The 15487-nt window shown below is 57.7% G+C and carries 12 protein-coding genes, 1 pseudogene and 1 riboswitch; of the genes and pseudogenes, 8 read left to right on the forward strand and 5 right to left on the reverse strand.

Annotation, left to right across the window (positions count from 1 at the left end; genetic code table 11):
* Positions 1–179: 179 nt before the first annotated feature.
* A complete protein-coding gene (locus tag ACQ4N7_RS16325; protein WP_430712564.1) occupies positions 180–671 on the reverse strand; it encodes a DUF4383 domain-containing protein in 492 nt (163 codons plus the stop codon).
* 589 nt (positions 672–1260) lie between these two features.
* Positions 1261–1356: riboswitch (TPP riboswitch) on the forward strand.
* 176 nt (positions 1357–1532) lie between these two features.
* On the opposite strand from ACQ4N7_RS16325, the gene thiC reads away from it, so the two are divergent.
* The 4 genes and pseudogenes from thiC to ACQ4N7_RS16345 all read left to right on the forward strand — a co-directional run bounded on the left by thiC (position 1533) and on the right by ACQ4N7_RS16345 (position 5866).
* Positions 1533–2903 (forward strand): phosphomethylpyrimidine synthase, encoded by a 1371-nt coding sequence (thiC, locus tag ACQ4N7_RS16330; protein WP_430712565.1) that lies wholly within the window; start codon positions 1533–1535, stop codon positions 2901–2903.
* Between the two features lie 123 nt (positions 2904–3026).
* Positions 3027–3656 carry a Uma2 family endonuclease gene (locus ACQ4N7_RS16335; RefSeq protein ID WP_430712566.1) on the forward strand — a complete coding sequence of 210 codons (630 nt, stop codon included), beginning with the start codon at positions 3027–3029 and terminating at the stop codon, positions 3654–3656.
* A gap of 21 nt (positions 3657–3677) precedes the next feature.
* Positions 3678–4137, forward strand: a pseudogene (locus ACQ4N7_RS16340) (DUF29 domain-containing protein).
* A 250-nt stretch (positions 4138–4387) separates the two neighbouring features.
* Positions 4388–5866 (forward strand): CoA-acylating methylmalonate-semialdehyde dehydrogenase, encoded by a 1479-nt coding sequence (locus tag ACQ4N7_RS16345; RefSeq protein WP_430712567.1) that lies wholly within the window; start codon positions 4388–4390, stop codon positions 5864–5866.
* Between the two features lie 25 nt (positions 5867–5891).
* Here ACQ4N7_RS16345 and ACQ4N7_RS16350 read toward each other — a convergent pair whose 3' ends face one another.
* Positions 5892–6671: a DUF4058 family protein gene (locus ACQ4N7_RS16350; protein ID WP_430712568.1), complete on the reverse strand. Its 780-nt coding sequence runs from the start codon at positions 6669–6671 to the stop codon at positions 5892–5894.
* Between the two features lie 128 nt (positions 6672–6799).
* Between ACQ4N7_RS16350 and ACQ4N7_RS16355 the strand changes: the two genes are divergently transcribed.
* Complete coding sequence (locus ACQ4N7_RS16355) at positions 6800–7690, forward strand: AEC family transporter (RefSeq protein WP_430712569.1); 891 nt, start codon at positions 6800–6802, stop codon at positions 7688–7690.
* A gap of 36 nt (positions 7691–7726) precedes the next feature.
* Entirely contained in the window at positions 7727–8383 is a 657-nt protein-coding gene (locus ACQ4N7_RS16360) for a DNA-3-methyladenine glycosylase family protein (protein WP_430712570.1), read from the forward strand.
* Here the strand turns inward: ACQ4N7_RS16360 and ACQ4N7_RS16365 are convergent.
* Complete coding sequence (locus ACQ4N7_RS16365) at positions 8369–8842, reverse strand: Fur family transcriptional regulator (protein WP_430712571.1); 474 nt, start codon at positions 8840–8842, stop codon at positions 8369–8371. The genes ACQ4N7_RS16360 and ACQ4N7_RS16365 overlap by 15 nt on opposite strands.
* 363 nt (positions 8843–9205) lie before the next feature.
* On the opposite strand from ACQ4N7_RS16365, the gene ACQ4N7_RS16370 reads away from it, so the two are divergent.
* Positions 9206–9742 carry a Dps family protein gene (locus ACQ4N7_RS16370; RefSeq protein WP_430712572.1) on the forward strand — a complete coding sequence of 179 codons (537 nt, stop codon included), beginning with the start codon at positions 9206–9208 and terminating at the stop codon, positions 9740–9742.
* Positions 9743–9926: 184 nt separating this feature from the next.
* On the opposite strand, the gene ACQ4N7_RS16375 is transcribed toward ACQ4N7_RS16370, so the two are convergent.
* The gene (locus ACQ4N7_RS16375; protein WP_430712573.1) at positions 9927–10511 is read right to left on the reverse strand and encodes a (2Fe-2S) ferredoxin domain-containing protein; all 585 of its coding nucleotides are present in this window, start codon (positions 10509–10511) and stop codon (positions 9927–9929) included.
* Positions 10508–10795 (reverse strand): Asr1405/Asl0597 family protein, encoded by a 288-nt coding sequence (locus tag ACQ4N7_RS16380; RefSeq protein ID WP_430712574.1) that lies wholly within the window; start codon positions 10793–10795, stop codon positions 10508–10510. Before ACQ4N7_RS16380 ends, ACQ4N7_RS16375 begins: the two co-directional genes overlap by 4 nt.
* Positions 10796–11159: 364 nt before the next feature.
* Between ACQ4N7_RS16380 and ACQ4N7_RS16385 the strand changes: the two genes are divergently transcribed.
* On the forward strand, positions 11160–15389 hold the full coding sequence (locus ACQ4N7_RS16385) for a DEAD/DEAH box helicase (protein WP_430712575.1): 4230 nt from the start codon (positions 11160–11162) through the stop codon (positions 15387–15389).
* Positions 15390–15487 lie beyond the last annotated feature (98 nt).

Genomic DNA, 15487 nt, shown 5'->3' on the forward strand with positions numbered 1-15487 from the left:
TTGCTTAAGCTCCATTATGCACCTGCGGCTTATGCTAACGGTAGCCGCACCCCCAACTAGCACGGCACTCCCACAGAATAAGCGCACGGTCAAAAATTACCGTGCGCTTAGGATAAGCTCTGACGCTTATGAGCTTATGGAGTCAATTTGTAGCGCCAATTGATGGCAGAGCTAGACGACTACTGGGTAGAAGGAGCCGTCGATTCGGGATGGCTGGGGTGCCAGACGAAGGCAAAGTAAGCCGCGATCGCCCCGGTTACAGCATTGAACCAAACGTTGTTGCCAAAGATAGGCATAATGCCAAAGAGGGTATTTGAGAGCGGTATCAGCCCCATAACGGCCAGTAGCAAATAGCTAATAGCAAAAAATCGATTGTATCTGAACGCCCCTTCTTTACCCGTAGCCGAAAATAGACCAAAGCCACCAATGGCCAGGTGAACCATATTGTGCAGCAGGTTGGTTGGGAACAGCCCAAATAAATAGCCAAAGCCCCTCAGGTAAGCCGCCATGTAATCAGGCCCGCCACTAATTGGAATTGAGCTTGCGTCTAGGGGCACGCTAGATCCCATTCCTTCGGTAGGCAGGTTGACAAGAGCAGGAATGAAACCAGCAATTCCGATCAAGGTAAAGATGATTCCGAGCGCTAATGCACATTTTTGTTCGCCATTCATACTAGGGCTATTCATGTCAAGATACTCCATGCGACAAGTTTTTTTGAAAACGATTTCGTAAGACCAGTGCTGCCTGTTGCTAGCAAATAAAAGCGGCAGCTGTATTTCCTAGGCCATGACGGCTCTTAACGATCTAAGCTCCAAAACTCAATTTTTTACTGCTTGTGGCAGCTAGCTTTTCTAGCTGCTCGGAGAGGCTACGTAGCCGCAGCTGATATCGTCGATACTCTTGCAGAACTAATCTGCGGCAGCACTAAGTGCATCATAGAAATCACGCTATGCCACCTTCCTCTCACGGAAGAACTAAGTTGGTTAGCGCTTTACCCGTCTGTAGGAATATTTGAGGCTCATGAACTGAGCTGATCGCTACAAACAACAGTTCATTCAGTGAAAAATTGCTCCGCATAACATCAAAAACTGGCTACAACCAGTAAATGAATGTTCTGGATCGTTTAAGTTGCCGAAAATTCACCGAAAAGAGCCTTGTTCGCCTTCTGTCTGCTCTCGTCGTTCTAACTGCAGGGCATCGGCGTGCTCTGTGAGGAACCGTAACTAATTTGCGCTGCCCCTGACTATCAGTGGTACGATGCCAGCAAGCTAGGGGTGTCCGACTCATCGGACTGAGATCATACCCTCAGAACCTGACCTGGTTAATACCAGCGGAGGAAAGCGTTGCTTGAGGTTACCAGCCGAAACGACGGGTAAATTGACGTTCTGGCACTGAGCCAGAGAATTGAGCGAAGATTCAGCAGATGGCTGAGCTTTGCCTGCGATCGCTCTACCCTTTTTGGCCTTACCCATCCTCACTGAATCGACGTAATCCACAGGCCAGCCCTCTAGCGCCACACCAGAGGTAAACCCATGAGAACTGAATGGATCGCTAAGCGTAAGGGCCATGCCAACGTGTCGCAGATGCACTACGCTCGCCAGGGCGTTATCACCGAAGAAATGGCCCACGTGGCAAAGCGGGAAAACCTGCCCGAGGATCTAATTTGCGACGAGGTGGCGCGGGGCCGCATGATCATCCCCGCCAACATCAACCACCCGAACCTGGAGCCGATGGCGATCGGCATTGCGGCTAAGTGCAAAGTCAACGCCAACATCGGCGCGTCGCCCAACTCGTCAGATATCAACGAAGAAGTGGCCAAGCTGCACCTGGCGGTGAAGTACGGAGCCGACACCCTGATGGACTTGTCCACGGGCGGCGGCGACCTGGATGCCATTCGCACCGCCATCATTCAGGCGTCGCCCATCCCCATCGGCACCGTGCCGGTGTATCAGGCGCTGGAAAGCGTTCACGGCAACATCGAAAACCTGACCGCCGATGACTTTCTGCACATTATCGAAAAGCACGCCCAGCAGGGGGTCGATTACCAGACCATCCACGCCGGCATTTTGATTGAGCATTTGCCCCTGGTGCGCGATCGCATTACCGGCATCGTTTCGCGCGGCGGCGGCATTCTGGCCCGCTGGATGCTGCACCACCACAGGCAAAACCCGCTCTACACCCACTTCAACGACATCATCGAAATCTTCAAGCGCTACGATGTGTCGTTTAGCCTGGGCGATTCGCTCCGCCCCGGCTGCCTGCACGACGCCACCGACGCCGCGCAACTGGCGGAACTCAAAACCCTGGGCCAGCTCACCCGCCAGGCCTGGGAGCACGACGTGCAGGTGATGGTCGAAGGCCCCGGCCACGTGCCGATGGATCAGATCGACTACAACGTCAAAAAGCAGATGGAAGAATGCGCCGAAGCGCCCTTCTACGTGCTAGGGCCGCTGGTGACGGATATCGCGGCGGGCTACGACCACATCAGCTCTGCCATTGGCGCGGCCCTGGCGGGCTGGAGCGGGGCAGCGATGCTCTGTTACGTAACGCCGAAGGAGCACCTGGGTTTGCCCAATGCTGAGGACGTGCGATCGGGCCTGATCGCCTACAAAATCGCGGCCCACGCGGCAGATATTGCTCGGCACCGGCCTGGGGCACGCGATCGCGACGATGCCATGTCTCACGCCCGCTACAACTTCGACTGGAACAAGCAGTTCGAGCTGTCGCTAGATCCTGAGCGGGCCAAGGAGTACCACGACGAAACCCTGCCCGCCGACATCTACAAAACCGCCGAGTTTTGCTCGATGTGTGGCCCCAAATTCTGCCCCATGCAGACTAAGGTCGATGCCGACGCCCTGACCGAGCTAGAGAAGTTCTTGGCAAAGGAGAAGGCTACGGTTTAGATCTGCGTTTTGGAAAACCCAGACTCATAATCGGGAACCTCGTAGGGGCGTAGCATGCATGCGCCCCTACGGATGAATATTCGATTTGATAGGCTGTAGGCATTGATTGGGCTAAGTTGACCTATGACCTTCGCCGTTAACCCACCCATCCAGCAAAAGCCCCTCAGCGTTGACGAATTTCTTGCCCGTTATGGGGATGACAACCGCTACGAACTGATCGACGGGGAGGTGTTTGATTTGGAGCCCACTGGTCCCCATGAGGAGGTCGCGGCGTTTATTACCGCTAAGCTTTGTGTTCAAATTGACCAGGCCAGCTCACCCTGGTTTGTCCTTCAGCGAGGGCTGCTGCGTCCTGCTGGTACAGCAATGACGGCCTTTCGCCCCGATGTTGCCGTGGTCGATCGCGACGAACTCACCCAGGAGCCCCTGTGGGCCGATCAGTCGATTTTGACACTGGGTAGCTCGATTAAGTTTGTCGCCGAGGTGGTAAGTAGCAACTGGCAAAACGATTATGCCCGCAAGGCTGAAGACTACGCCGTTCTGGGCATTCCCGAGTACTGGATCGCCGACTACGCCGGATTGGGGGGAACCCGACACATCGGCAGACCCAAACGCCCTACCCTCTCAATCTGCACCCTGATGGATGGAGAGTACGCCATTCAACAACTGCGGGGAAATCAGAGGGTAATTTCTCCCACATTCCCGGATCTAAACCTGACTGCAGAACAGGTTTTGAAAGCGGGACGTTTATAACCCCACAATCCAGTGTTGCCCATGCAGACAACCACGCTCTACAACCAAGACTTTTATGGCTGGACTCAGCGCCAGGTCGATCTACTGCGCACTGGTCGATGGGAGGAACTTGGATATTGAAAACTTGGCTGAGGAAATTGAATCATTGGGTAGGCAAGAACGCCAGGAGCTTCGCAATCGCCTGGGAGTCTTACTAGGGTTCTTGCTCAAGTGGCACTACCAACCTGAAGCCTGGACAAAAAGCTGGGCGGCCACCATTCAAGAGCAGCGCCGCAGAATTCAGCGCCATCTCAAGGAAAACCCCAGCTTAAAGCCCTATCTGGCGGACGCGATCGCGATCGGCTACGAAGATGGCCTGGATTTAGTCAACCGAGAGACACCACTCGACCCCAATCAGCTACCGCAGGTTTGCCCCTTCTCAGAAGCCGATATTTTTGAGCAACCTATCAGCTGGCCGCTGTCATCGGCCTCGCCTTCCTGACCACAGAATTACTCGTAGGGTGGGTCCATCGCAATTGGCCCTGGCTCTATACCGTAGCCCAACCGCCCGGCCCACCGCTCACCTAAATCGAGCCTTTAGCTGTGGGTGGTTGGTGGGTTACGGCGAAGCAACAGGTAAATTGCTGGTGGCACGATGGAAGGGTCGCCTAACCCACCCTACATCTGCTCTCTAAGAATTTATGGACCAGAGCAGCGCCTATGATGCTTAGGAGCAGTAATCAGGTACCAATATGACGCAATCGGGGATTCTAAAGAACTACATCAACGGCCAGTGGGTAACGTCTACGGCAGGGGATGTGCTTCTGGTAGATAACCCGGCTACGGGGGAAGTGCTGGGCCAGGTGCCCGTTTCGCCCAAAGATGAGGTGGCTCAGGCAGCTCAGGCTGCCGCCATAGCCTTTGAAGACTGGCGACGGGTGCCCCCACCCCAGCGGGTGCAGTACCTGTTTAAGCTCAAAGACCTGATGGAGAGCCATCTGGACGAGCTAGCCCAAATTGTCACCCAGGAGTGCGGCAAAACTTTGGCCGAATCCAAGGGCGAGCTGCGGCGGGCGATCGAAAACGTGGAGGTGGCCTGCGGCATTCCGATGATGATGCAGGGCACGGTGCTGGAGGATATTGCCAGCGGCATTGACGAGTTTATGATTCGTCAGCCTTTAGGGGTGGCGGCGGCGATCGCCCCCTTCAACTTTCCCGCCATGATTCCCTTCTGGTTTATGCCCTACGCCCTGGCCTGCGGCAACACCTACATCGTCAAACCCTCCGAAAAAGTGCCTCTGACTATGCAGCGCATCTTCGAGCTGCTGGATGCGGCGGGGTTTCCCCCCGGCGTGGTCAACCTGGTGAATGGCGCGAAGGAGACCGTGGATGCGATTCTGGAACATCCCACCATTCGGGCGATCAGCTTTGTCGGCTCCTCGCCAGTTGCCAAATATATTTACGCTCAGGCGGCGGCCCACGGCAAGCGGGTGCAGTGCCAGGGCGGGGCCAAAAACCCGGTGATTGTGCTGCCCGATGCCGATCGCGACATGACCACCCGCATTGTGGCTGACAGCGCCTTTGGCTGTGCCGGTCAGCGCTGCCTGGCGGCGTCTCTAGCGGTGACGGTGGGGGAGGCGACCGAGTGGTTTACCGATGCGATCGCCCATACCGCCGCCACCCGCAACGTCGGCAACGGCCTCGACCCCGAGGTGCAGATGGGGCCAGTAATCACTACCCAGAGTCGGCAGCGGATCGAAAGCCTGATTCAAGCTGGCGCGGACGAGGGGGCGACGGTGCTAGTGGACGGTCGCAACGCCCGCATTCCTGATTTAGAGGCGGGCAATTTCGTTAGGCCAACCGTGCTGCAAAACGTTCCTCCCACCGGAGAAATTGCCCATACCGAAATCTTTGGCCCGGTGCTGGGGCTGATGTCGGTGGAGACGGTGGAGGATGCGATCGCCCTGGTCAACCAGAGCCCCTGGGGCAACATGGCCTGCCTGTTTACCAACAGCGGTGCCGCCGCCCGCCAGTTTCGCTACGAGGCCAGGGCGGGCAACATCGGCATCAATATCGGCGTGGCGGCCCCGATGGCCTTCTTCCCCTTCAGCGGCTGGAAAGACAGCTTTTTTGGCGATCTCCACGGACAGGGAGCCCACGCGGTGGAATTTTTCACCCAGACCAAGGTAGTCGTCGAGCGCTGGCCCAAAGAGTGGAGCCGCCAGTTTTAGGGTGATTGCTTGCCAAAGCTAGGGGTTACCCTATGACTCCCTTCGATATCAACCACTTTCGTGCCCAAGCGGTATCGGCTGTACTGAGCGGTGGCACTGGGTCTTGACTGTAGTCGATCGCTAAATCATAGCTGGCGCGGTCATAAACACCATTAACTAACTCTTGCAGATCAACCCAAATTAGCGGATCGTTGGCCTGAAGGGGGACAGGAAAGGACGGAATCAGGTCGCTCAAGTTAAACCCATACAGGGCCGCCAGGGGACGTTGCTCTACCCGGCTCACTACAATGCGATAGAGGCTTGCCGCTGTCGCACCGCGCAGAGGTAGTGGCCCAAAGGCGCGAATAAGATCAATTTCGACCAGATGAGTTTGGCTACCCAATACTTTCAGACGCTTTACTTCGTACAGCTGCCGACCTTTTCCAGCTCGCTTGTTGCTGGGGGAAAGCAGTTCCAGGGTAGTCACAACGGCTTCAGTCCCGACTTCACGAATCTCTAAAAACCGTTCGGTGACCTCCTCAGGCATGGGCAGTTCAACCATCACTGGCTCGACCAAGACCTGCCCTCGGCGTTGAGGGGCTAGATTAGCCTCTGAGGCAGTCCGAAATACAGCCGCGTCAGGGCGACCAATTTGCAGGTCTTCTGCTGCATCTTGATACACCCGCTTTTCGATCGCCACTCGATATTTAGGCCGCAGCTGTGGCCCTAAATGGTCGGCAATAGCCACCAGCAGCCGATTGTGGAACTCTGGCCACAGCCCTGGCTGCTCAAGGTAAGGGTCCATACCGGGAAAAGGGGATGGCATTGGCAGAGGTTGCGCTGGGATTAGCTTAAATTTTAGGCGATCGCGCCGGGCAGACGAGCCGTTGCCGCACAGTGCCCTCGAAACCGTCACCATGTCATAGGTGGTGACGTGAAAATTCCTGCGAGCCTATGGAGATTTTGATTTCGGCCATGCTGCCCATTGCCCTGGTGGCCGCGGTGGGGTTTGGGGTGGGGCGCAATTTTGAGCTCGATATGCAGACCCTGGCGCGGGTGAATATCTACGCCCTGCTGCCCGCGCTGGTGCTGACCAGTCTGGCCGAGACGACGCTGGCGCTGGGCAGTGCGATCGCGATCGTCGCCACCTTTTTGCTGAATACCGCCCTGCTGTACCTGCTGGCGGTGGGGGTAGGTCGCCGTTTGGAGTTTTCTGTCGATGAGCAAAAGAGCCTGATTGCCACCACCCTGTTCTCCAACGTGGGCAACATGGGGCTGCCCTTCATTTTGTTTGCGCTGGGGGAGGCGGGGCTGGAGCGCGCGGTGGTGTACCTGGTCGGCTCTAGCGTCATGATTGCCAGCGTTTTTCCGATTGTGCTCAAGGGGGCGGGGGTGCGAGCGGGGATTGCGTTTACCCTGCAGCTGCCGGTCTTTTGGGCGGCGATAACGGGCATCGGCCTGCAGGCGGCGGGGGCAGCCTTCCCTCTCCCAGTTGAGCGCGGCATTACCATTTTGGGGCAGGGCGCAATTCCGCTGGCGCTATTAACCCTGGGCATTCAGCTGGCCCGCACCAAGCTGGTGTTTGGCCGCTACGAGCTGTTGGGGGCTGGAATTCGGCTATTGATATCGCCGATTTTGGCCTACAGTCTGGGCACCGGGCTGGGGCTGCAGGGGCTCGATCGCCAGGTGGTCGTGCTCCAGGCGGCCATGCCCGTGGCGGTCAATTCGCTAATCTGGGTGACGGAGCTGGGGGGCGATCGCACTCGCGTGGCCCGCACCATTGTGCTTTCCACCTTTCTCAGTCTGTTTACGCTGCCGGTGGTGCTGTGGCTGAGCAGTCAGTGAGGCGATTTTGGATTTTAGATTTGGGATTTTGGGGCGATGTCGCAGAGTAGTAGAGTCAACACGCTGGATCGCGAGCTGTTGCCGCCCAGCGCTGAGCTGCGGCAGGCGGTGGCGGTGGTGTGCGACCTCGACCCCACCTTTCAACGCATTGAGGTCGAGGCTGGCCCCCTCACCGTGCGCAGTTGGGCGGCGGGGTTTCCATCGCTGGTGCGCATTATCATGGGGCAGCAGCTGTCGTCTCGGGCGGCTCAGGCGATTTTTCAGCGCTTGCAGGCCGAGCTGGAGCTAACCCCACAGGCGATCGCTGCCGCTCCAGACCTCACCCTCAAACAGGTGGGGCTGAGCCGCGCCAAGATTGCCACCTGCCAGCGGCTGGCGACGGCCATTCTGTCAAACCAGCTCGATCTCACCACTATCGCTGCGCTCTCGGATGCTGAAGCGATCGCCCAGCTGACCCAGCTCAAGGGCATCGGGGTGTGGACGGCGGAAGTCTACCTGCTGTTTTGCCTGCAGCGGTTGAGCAGCTTTCCGGCCTCAGATTTAGCCATTCAGGTGGGCTATCAGCGGCTGCAAAACCTGGAGCACCGCCCTACCCGCAAGGATCTGCTGGCCGCTACAGCGCCCCTCACCCCGTACCGGGGTGCCGTCGCTCACCTGCTCTGGCACTACTACCGCCACCTAGCCCAGCAGTGACTGACAGCTGGGGCAAATGCCGTATACCGTAAACTGACAGTTGAGCAGCGAAAACCCGCGCGAGGCGCTCTCGCTGCTGCCCACCTGGGTCATGGTGGCGTCCTCAAACTCTTCCACATCGCCGCAGTGGACACACACCAGGTGATGGTGCTGATCCATAAAAGGGGTATTCAGTTCGTAGTACTTGCGTCCCTCGGCCAGCTCTAGCTCTTGCAGCAGACCCAGTCGCACCATTACGTGCAGCGCCCGGTAGATGGTAGAAAAGCTGATTTTTTCGCCCTGGTCTAACAACTGCTGATGAATTTCTTCAGCATTAAGGTGATGCCCCAACGCCGCAGACTGAAACAAATCCAGAATTTTTTGCCGCTGGCTGGTGAACCGAAACCCCTCTTTATTGAGAACGGTTTTGAGCAGTTCAGGCTCCTGATTTAGATCTGGCGAAGCTGGATCGTGTTCCATCATCGTTTCGCTACGGTTAAAAAAATCTGTTGGATAGGCCATATTAATCAGGGCTTTGCCATCTGGCTAAGGGCATACTAGAGAATGAGGTTTAGGCGATCGCTCAGGCATTATCAAATCAGCTGCCGCTATTGAAACTAGCTTTCACTATTGTCTTTCGGCCTATCGAAAACCAGTTTCGATATATCTTTTTGAGGCTATTGAAAACCATTTTCGCTATTTATATTGACAACTGAATTCTGCATTTCTCTATACGTTTTAAGCAAACAAATTTATTAGTTAAATCCCAAAAAATACGTTAGGCTCAATGAGCAACCCTGAGAAACTTAGGGCTGCTTTAACTGCTGACAAAGGGGGATGCTTATGCCTATTACTGAAACTCTGCTGCAAACCTACGGCGAGGTTGCAAACAATCCAGTTCTGCTGGAGAAGTCGATTACAGAGCCCGTCGTCGATGGGCTGGCAACGCTCTATGCCAGCTTTACGGCCCTGTCGTTGCAGTACCAGAAGCACCACTTTGTGGTGGAGGGCTCGGAGTACTACATGCTCCACAACTATTTTGAAGAGAGCTACGAAGCAGCCCAGGGCCACGCCCACGATGTGGGTGAGCGCCTGCACGGGCTGGGGGGCATTCCTCCTTTGAGCTTTGGCAAGCTGAGCGAGCTGTGCTGCTTTGACATGGAAAACGACGACACCTACCGCTGCCGCATCATGATCGAGCACGACCTCAAGGCTGAGCAGGCGCTGATCGAGCTGCTTCGGCGACTGGCGGCTCAGGCCGAAAGTCTGGGCGATCGCGCTACTCGCTACCTGTACGAGCAAATTTTGCTGAAAACCGAGGAGCGGGCCTACCATCTGGAGCACTTCCTCACTCCCGACAGCCTCAAACTGGGCTGGTAGCAACGTCCCACCCCCCTTTTCAAGGGGGGCAGGGGGGATCCTACACTTCCTGCAGCTTGCCAGTTACTCACGCCCACTCCCTACGAATCGAGATAGACCTTCCAGATAATCCAGCTTGACAGCGCTACGAACGTGATAATCACCAGCCAGTGATCCCACCGCTGGGGGTCAAACTCCTGGGCGTTCATCGCTTAGCATCCAGCCGCGCCAGCGCTTCGGCGGGGCTGGCCCGGTGCAGCATTTGGCCACTGGGCAGGCGCAGATTGGGGCCGTGCTTGCAGGCCTTCATGCAGCCGACGGCTTTGACGGAAACATGGCTCAGCTCGGGGTTGCCGTCTACCGCTTCTTGCAGCTCGTTGTAGATTTGTCTGCCGCCCTGCTTAAAGCACTTACCCTTGCTGCATACCTCAATGCACAGGCGCTTTTGCTTAGGCTGCGGCGACTCGGCCACAGGCGTCAGATCGCCCCACTGCTGGCGCAGGGTCTCGGCTTCGCACTCAGGCAGGGGCAGAACATTGATAGCTCGCCAGCGATCGGCTTCGGCATAGGCCCAGACCTGAACAAACTCACCGGGAGCTAGCTCGCGTACCAGCATGGGTCGCAGATACTTGGGCAGCTTAATGGTGTACTCGGTTTCACCAGCCCGCAGCAGCAGCCCTTTGATCTTGCCCTTGTCGGAGCGGTAGGCCCCGGCATACTGGCCCTTGAGCACCTGTCCGGTGGGTGGCGCAGGCTGATGGGCTACAGCCGGTTCGTACAGAGTTTTCATTGCGGGGTCCTTTGCTGCCAGCAGCGCTCCAGGTGGTCAGTGAGAGATAGCTTTGAACGGGTGATGGCCTGCACCACAGCCCAAACCTGCAGAGCCGCAGCGGGGGTTTCGATCGCCACGGCGAGGGGGCGATCGCAGCTGCATTCACACACCAGGTCTAGCTCTTGCAGGCGGCGGTAGACGTTCCACCGATTTACCCGGTCTAGCTCAACTACGGTCTTGGCTTGGGCAATGGCTTGAAGATCTGGCCCGGACTCGGCGTAGTCTGACTTTAAAGCTTGCATATTAACTCGACTGACTCTCCATAGTGGCGACCCCAAGAGGCCTGAACTTATTGAAATTGACTCTGAACTAGGCGATCGCAGGTACCGAGGGGGCAGGCAAGTCAGCGGCTAAAGTTCCCCACCAGCAAGCGTCTCAGCACGTTTTAATAAAATTTTTCGCTCAGCTCTAGCCGGACATGGGCTGTTATCGCTATTGACTCTCGTTACTACTAACATACCCAAGCTCTAGTATTAATGCAACAGATTTTCAATAAGAACACGCTGTTGCAACCCGCCCGGCGGGCCGTTGGGCACTCCAGACACAGCATGAGTCGGCCAGACCGGTAGAATTTGCTTAACGAGCAGCTTCTGCGATCGCCCAACCATGCCCTCCCCCCCAAAAGCCACCGACCTTCGCGCCACGCTAGTGCAGTCTTACCAAAAGCTCACCGAGCCAGAGCAAGAGCTGGTGCAGCTGTACTCCATTATTTATGCCCCGGTAGGCAAGGTAAAGCTGCTTGACTGCCTCAACCTCTATTTAGAGAGCGCTCAAAAACCCACCATTGCTGGGCCGCATCTGCTCAATCCGCGCCTTGCCCGCCTCAACGGTAAGCGCCTGCTGGTTACCCACAGCACCTACGGCCCCCAGTGCAACCCTTTGCTGGCCGAAGTTGCCACCCGCGATGCCATTTATCAAGGTCGCTTCGAGCCTATGGTCAAGGCGGTGCAGACCAAATTGCCAATTCGCACCCACGGCTGGAACCAGAGCCTGCGCTATTTTCAAACCGAGGACGAATTTCTGCGCGAGGTGCGCATTGGCCTCTACCGCCGCGACTGGAACTACATCGAGCAGCAGTTTGAGGCCTACTACAGCAACCCCTACGCCTCGGGCCGCATTTCGATGGCGCAGGTGTTTGAGCTGATCTGCAACAATCCCTTCGATCGCGACTGGTTTTTGGGCCTCAAGCAAGACCCCGACCTCTACGAAGCCGCCCTGGGCAACCTCTGCCTCAACTCGCTGATGGCCCTGACCCCAGCGGCAGAACCCGTGGCCCTGCTCCACGACGAATGTACCCAGGCAGGTTCGACCGTCTCTGACAACCTAAAAGGCATCTGGATTGAGCAGCTGATCGCCCAGGGGCGGCTGGGGGAGGCCGATACCGCCCTGCAAGACTTCGCCGACGAAGACCCGATTGAGGTACTGCTGCACCAGAGCTGGCTGAGCTGCCTGCGGGGCGACTACGACCACACCATTCAAGCGGGCGCTGTCGCCCTCAAGCTGCTCAAAAAGAGCACCGGCAAGCGCAAAATCTACTTCGACACCGTACCCGGCCTGTTTCTGGTGCTGGCCCTGATCCAGGCTGGCTCCATTGCCACCCTCAAAGAGGCCGAGGGCTATGCCCACACGGTTGCCGAGCAGGGCTACCGCCACTGGATGAGCGTGATCTACAGCTGCCTGGAGAAAGTTGCCCAGGTCTTGCAGGGCAACTCAGCGGCGAAGCGCTACCTGACCACCACCCCCGTCAGCAGCCTCGACCACGCCAACAGCTTTGAAACCCTGATCGACATGCTGTGTCTTTACTGGGTCGATCTGGAGAATGCCAGGGAACGGCTGCCCGACATTGCCAAAGAGGTTTACCAAGCCGCCACCGCCGCCGGGTACGACTGGTTTGCCCTCGAAACTGCCGAGCTGCTGTCCCGACTGACCGACGATGAGACCTACGCCCAAACCGTCGCCGAACTGCGCCAAAAAACCGGCATTCGCCCCCTAATCGACATTATCAGCCCCAAACAGCCCTGGGAGCTGTCGCTGACGGCGCTGATGGGCCTCAACCCCACCCCGGCATCTTCATCGACCCCGGCGGCCCCCTCCAGCGAGTATCGTCTGGCCTGGTTTTTGACCATCTATTCCACCGAGACCTGGATGCTGCAGCCCAAGGAGCAAAAGATCAGCGTCAAGGGCGGCTGGAGCAAAGGCCGCGCGATCGCCCTCAAGCGCCTCAAGTACGAGGCCGATAAACTCGGCTACCTCACCCCCCAGGACCGCGACATCTGCACCCACCTCACCAGCGACCCCTACAGCTACGGCTACGACAACTACACCTTTAAGCACCAGGCGCTGCTGGCCCTCGTCGGTCACCCGCTGGTGTTTTGGGAAGACTCGCCCACGACTCGGGTGGATGTAGTGAAGGGAGAACCGGCCCTGCTGGTGCGCCAAACCCGATCGGGCAAGCTGGCGATTTCGCTGACCCCAGAGGTGGCGGGCAAAAATGCGATCGCCCTGGTCAAAGAAACTCCCACCCGGCTCAAGGTGGTCGAGTTTACCGCTCAGCACCACCGCATCGCCGAAGTGCTGGGGCCAAAGAATGCTCTGGAGGTGCCCGAAAGCGCCAAAGATCAGGTGCTCGCCGCCATCAACGCCGTCGCAGGCCTGGTCACCGTACACTCCGACATTGGTGGTGGCGTGGCCGATGCTGAAGAAGTTGCCGCCCAGCCCCAGCCCCACCTGCACCTGCTGCCCGCGGGCGAAGGGCTCAAAGTTTCGTTGCTGACCCGGCCCTTTGGCGACGACGGCCCCTACTACCGCCCCGGTACCGGCGGCGAAATGGTGATCGCCGACATTGACGGTCGCCGCCTGCAAACCCACCGCAACTTAAAAGAAGAGAAAAAACTGGCCCGCGCCGTCGAAACCGCCTGCCCCACCCTGCAGCGCCTGGAGGATGAAGCAGGCGAGTGGCTAATCAACGACCCCGAAGCCTGCCTGGAGCTGCTGATGGAGATTCAGGAGGTAGGCGACCTGGCCGTGGTGGAATGGCCCGAGGGCGAAACAATGCGGATCGCCAACCGGGTCAGCCTCAGCAACTTTAAAATTCAGATTCAGCGCCAGCGCGACTGGTTTGCCGCCAGCGGCGAGCTGCAAATCAGCGATGACGAGGTGCTGGGCATGCAGCAGCTGATGGCGCTGATGGAGGCGTCTCCCAGTCGGTTTATTAAGCTGGCCGACGGGCAGTTTCTTGCCCTCACCCAGGAGTTTCGCAAGCGCCTTGACGACCTGCGGGCCTATTCCGAAACCAGCGGCGACGGCGTGCGCTTTCATCCCCTGGCCTCGCTGGCGATGGAAGACTGGATCGACGAGGTGGGCCAGCTCAAGACCGATAAGCACTGGAAAGACCACCTCAAACGCCTCAAAGAGGCCAAAGATCTGCAGCCCGAGCTGCCCTCCACGTTGCAGGCCGAGCTGCGCGACTACCAAATTGAGGGCTTTAACTGGCTGGCGCGGCTGGCCCACTGGGGTGTAGGAGCCTGCCTGGCCGACGATATGGGCCTGGGCAAAACCCTGCAGGCCCTGGCGGTGATTCTCACCCGCGCCCCCGAGGGGCCGACGCTGATTGTCGCGCCCACCTCGGTGTGCATGAACTGGATTAGCGAAGCCGAGAAGTTTGCGCCGACGCTCAACCCGATACAGTTTGGCACGGGCGATCGCCAAAAAATTCTCGATCACCTTCAGCCCTTTGACCTGGTGGTATGTAGCTACGGCCTCTTGCAGCAGGATGATGTCGCCAAAATGCTGGCCCAGGTCACCTGGCAGACCATCGTGCTCGACGAAGCCCAGGCGATTAAAAACTCTGCCACCAAGCGATCGAAGGCGGCGATGAAGCTCCAGGGCGGCTTCAAAATTCTCACCACTGGCACCCCGATCGAAAACCACCTGGGCGAACTGTGGAACCTGTTTCGCTTCATCAACCCCGGCCTGCTGGGGTCACAGGATCAGTTTAGCCAGCGGTTTGCCAATGCGATCGAGCGCAACCAGGACAAAGCCGCCCGCAACCGGCTCAAAAAGCTGATTCAGCCCTTCATTCTGCGACGCACCAAGACCCAGGTGCTCGACGAACTGCCCGCCCGCACGGAAATTACCCTTCAGGTGGAACTCAGCGCCCAGGAAATGGCCTTCTACGAAGCGCTGCGGCGAGAGGCCGTGGAAAAACTGGCCGACCCCACCATCGAATCGGGCACCAAACACCTGCAGGTGCTGGCCGAAATTATGAAGCTGCGCCGCGCCTGCTGCAATACTCGCCTGGTTAAGGGCAAAACCGCCCTGCCCAGCGCTAAGCTCGAAACCTTTGGCGAGATTATGGAAGAGCTGCTAGAAAACAACCACAAAGCGCTGGTCTTTAGCCAGTTTGTCGATCACCTGAGCATTCTGCGGGAGTTTCTAGACGGCCAAAAGGTCAGCTACCAGTACCTCGACGGCAGCACCCCTACCAAGGAGCGCAAGAAGCGAGTCGATGCCTTTCAGGCGGGCGAGGGCGATGTGTTTTTGATCAGCCTGAAGGCGGGGGGCACCGGGCTGAATTTGACGGCGGCAGACTACGTGATTCACATGGACCCGTGGTGGAACCCGGCGGTGGAAGATCAGGCCAGCGATCGCGCCCACCGCATCGGTCAGCTGCGCCCGGTTACTATCTATCGCCTGGTGGCCAAAAACACGATCGAAGAGAAGATTGTGGACCTGCACAAGCAAAAGCGCGACCTGGCCGACGGCCTGCTAGAAGGGGCCGACATGAGCGGCAAGATCTCCACCGAGCAACTGCTGCAGCTGATTAGTGAGGGGTAGGAAGCTGAGTCCGTGAAACCGGGTTGCCGTAGTTGAAACCCAAGATTTTGGCTTTTCGTAGAGAAACCCAGTTTCTAACCTCGCCAATTTGTTTCCTA

Source organism: Nodosilinea sp. AN01ver1 (genome assembly GCF_050565655.1).
GTDB lineage: Bacteria > Cyanobacteriota > Cyanobacteriia > Phormidesmidales > Phormidesmidaceae > Nodosilinea.

Bases quoted from the DNA above. Each gene is read 5' to 3' on its own strand.
- ACQ4N7_RS16375 (WP_430712573.1), bottom strand. From the start codon at position 10,511: ATGAAAACTCTGTACGAACCGGCTGTAGCCCATCAGCCTGCGCCACCC.
- ACQ4N7_RS16350 (WP_430712568.1), bottom strand. From the start codon at position 6,671: ATGCCATCCCCTTTTCCCGGTATGGACCCTTACCTTGAGCAGCCAGGG.
- thiC (WP_430712565.1), top strand. From the start codon at position 1,533: ATGAGAACTGAATGGATCGCTAAGCGTAAGGGCCATGCCAACGTGTCG.
- ACQ4N7_RS16385 (WP_430712575.1), top strand. From the start codon at position 11,160: ATGCCCTCCCCCCCAAAAGCCACCGACCTTCGCGCCACGCTAGTGCAG.
- ACQ4N7_RS16370 (WP_430712572.1), top strand. From the start codon at position 9,206: ATGCCTATTACTGAAACTCTGCTGCAAACCTACGGCGAGGTTGCAAAC.
- ACQ4N7_RS16360 (WP_430712570.1), top strand. From the start codon at position 7,727: ATGTCGCAGAGTAGTAGAGTCAACACGCTGGATCGCGAGCTGTTGCCG.
- ACQ4N7_RS16355 (WP_430712569.1), top strand. From the start codon at position 6,800: ATGGAGATTTTGATTTCGGCCATGCTGCCCATTGCCCTGGTGGCCGCG.
- ACQ4N7_RS16380 (WP_430712574.1), bottom strand. From the start codon at position 10,795: ATGCAAGCTTTAAAGTCAGACTACGCCGAGTCCGGGCCAGATCTTCAA.
- ACQ4N7_RS16345 (WP_430712567.1), top strand. From the start codon at position 4,388: ATGACGCAATCGGGGATTCTAAAGAACTACATCAACGGCCAGTGGGTA.
- ACQ4N7_RS16325 (WP_430712564.1), bottom strand. From the start codon at position 671: ATGAATGGCGAACAAAAATGTGCATTAGCGCTCGGAATCATCTTTACC.
- ACQ4N7_RS16335 (WP_430712566.1), top strand. From the start codon at position 3,027: ATGACCTTCGCCGTTAACCCACCCATCCAGCAAAAGCCCCTCAGCGTT.
- ACQ4N7_RS16365 (WP_430712571.1), bottom strand. From the start codon at position 8,842: ATGGAACACGATCCAGCTTCGCCAGATCTAAATCAGGAGCCTGAACTG.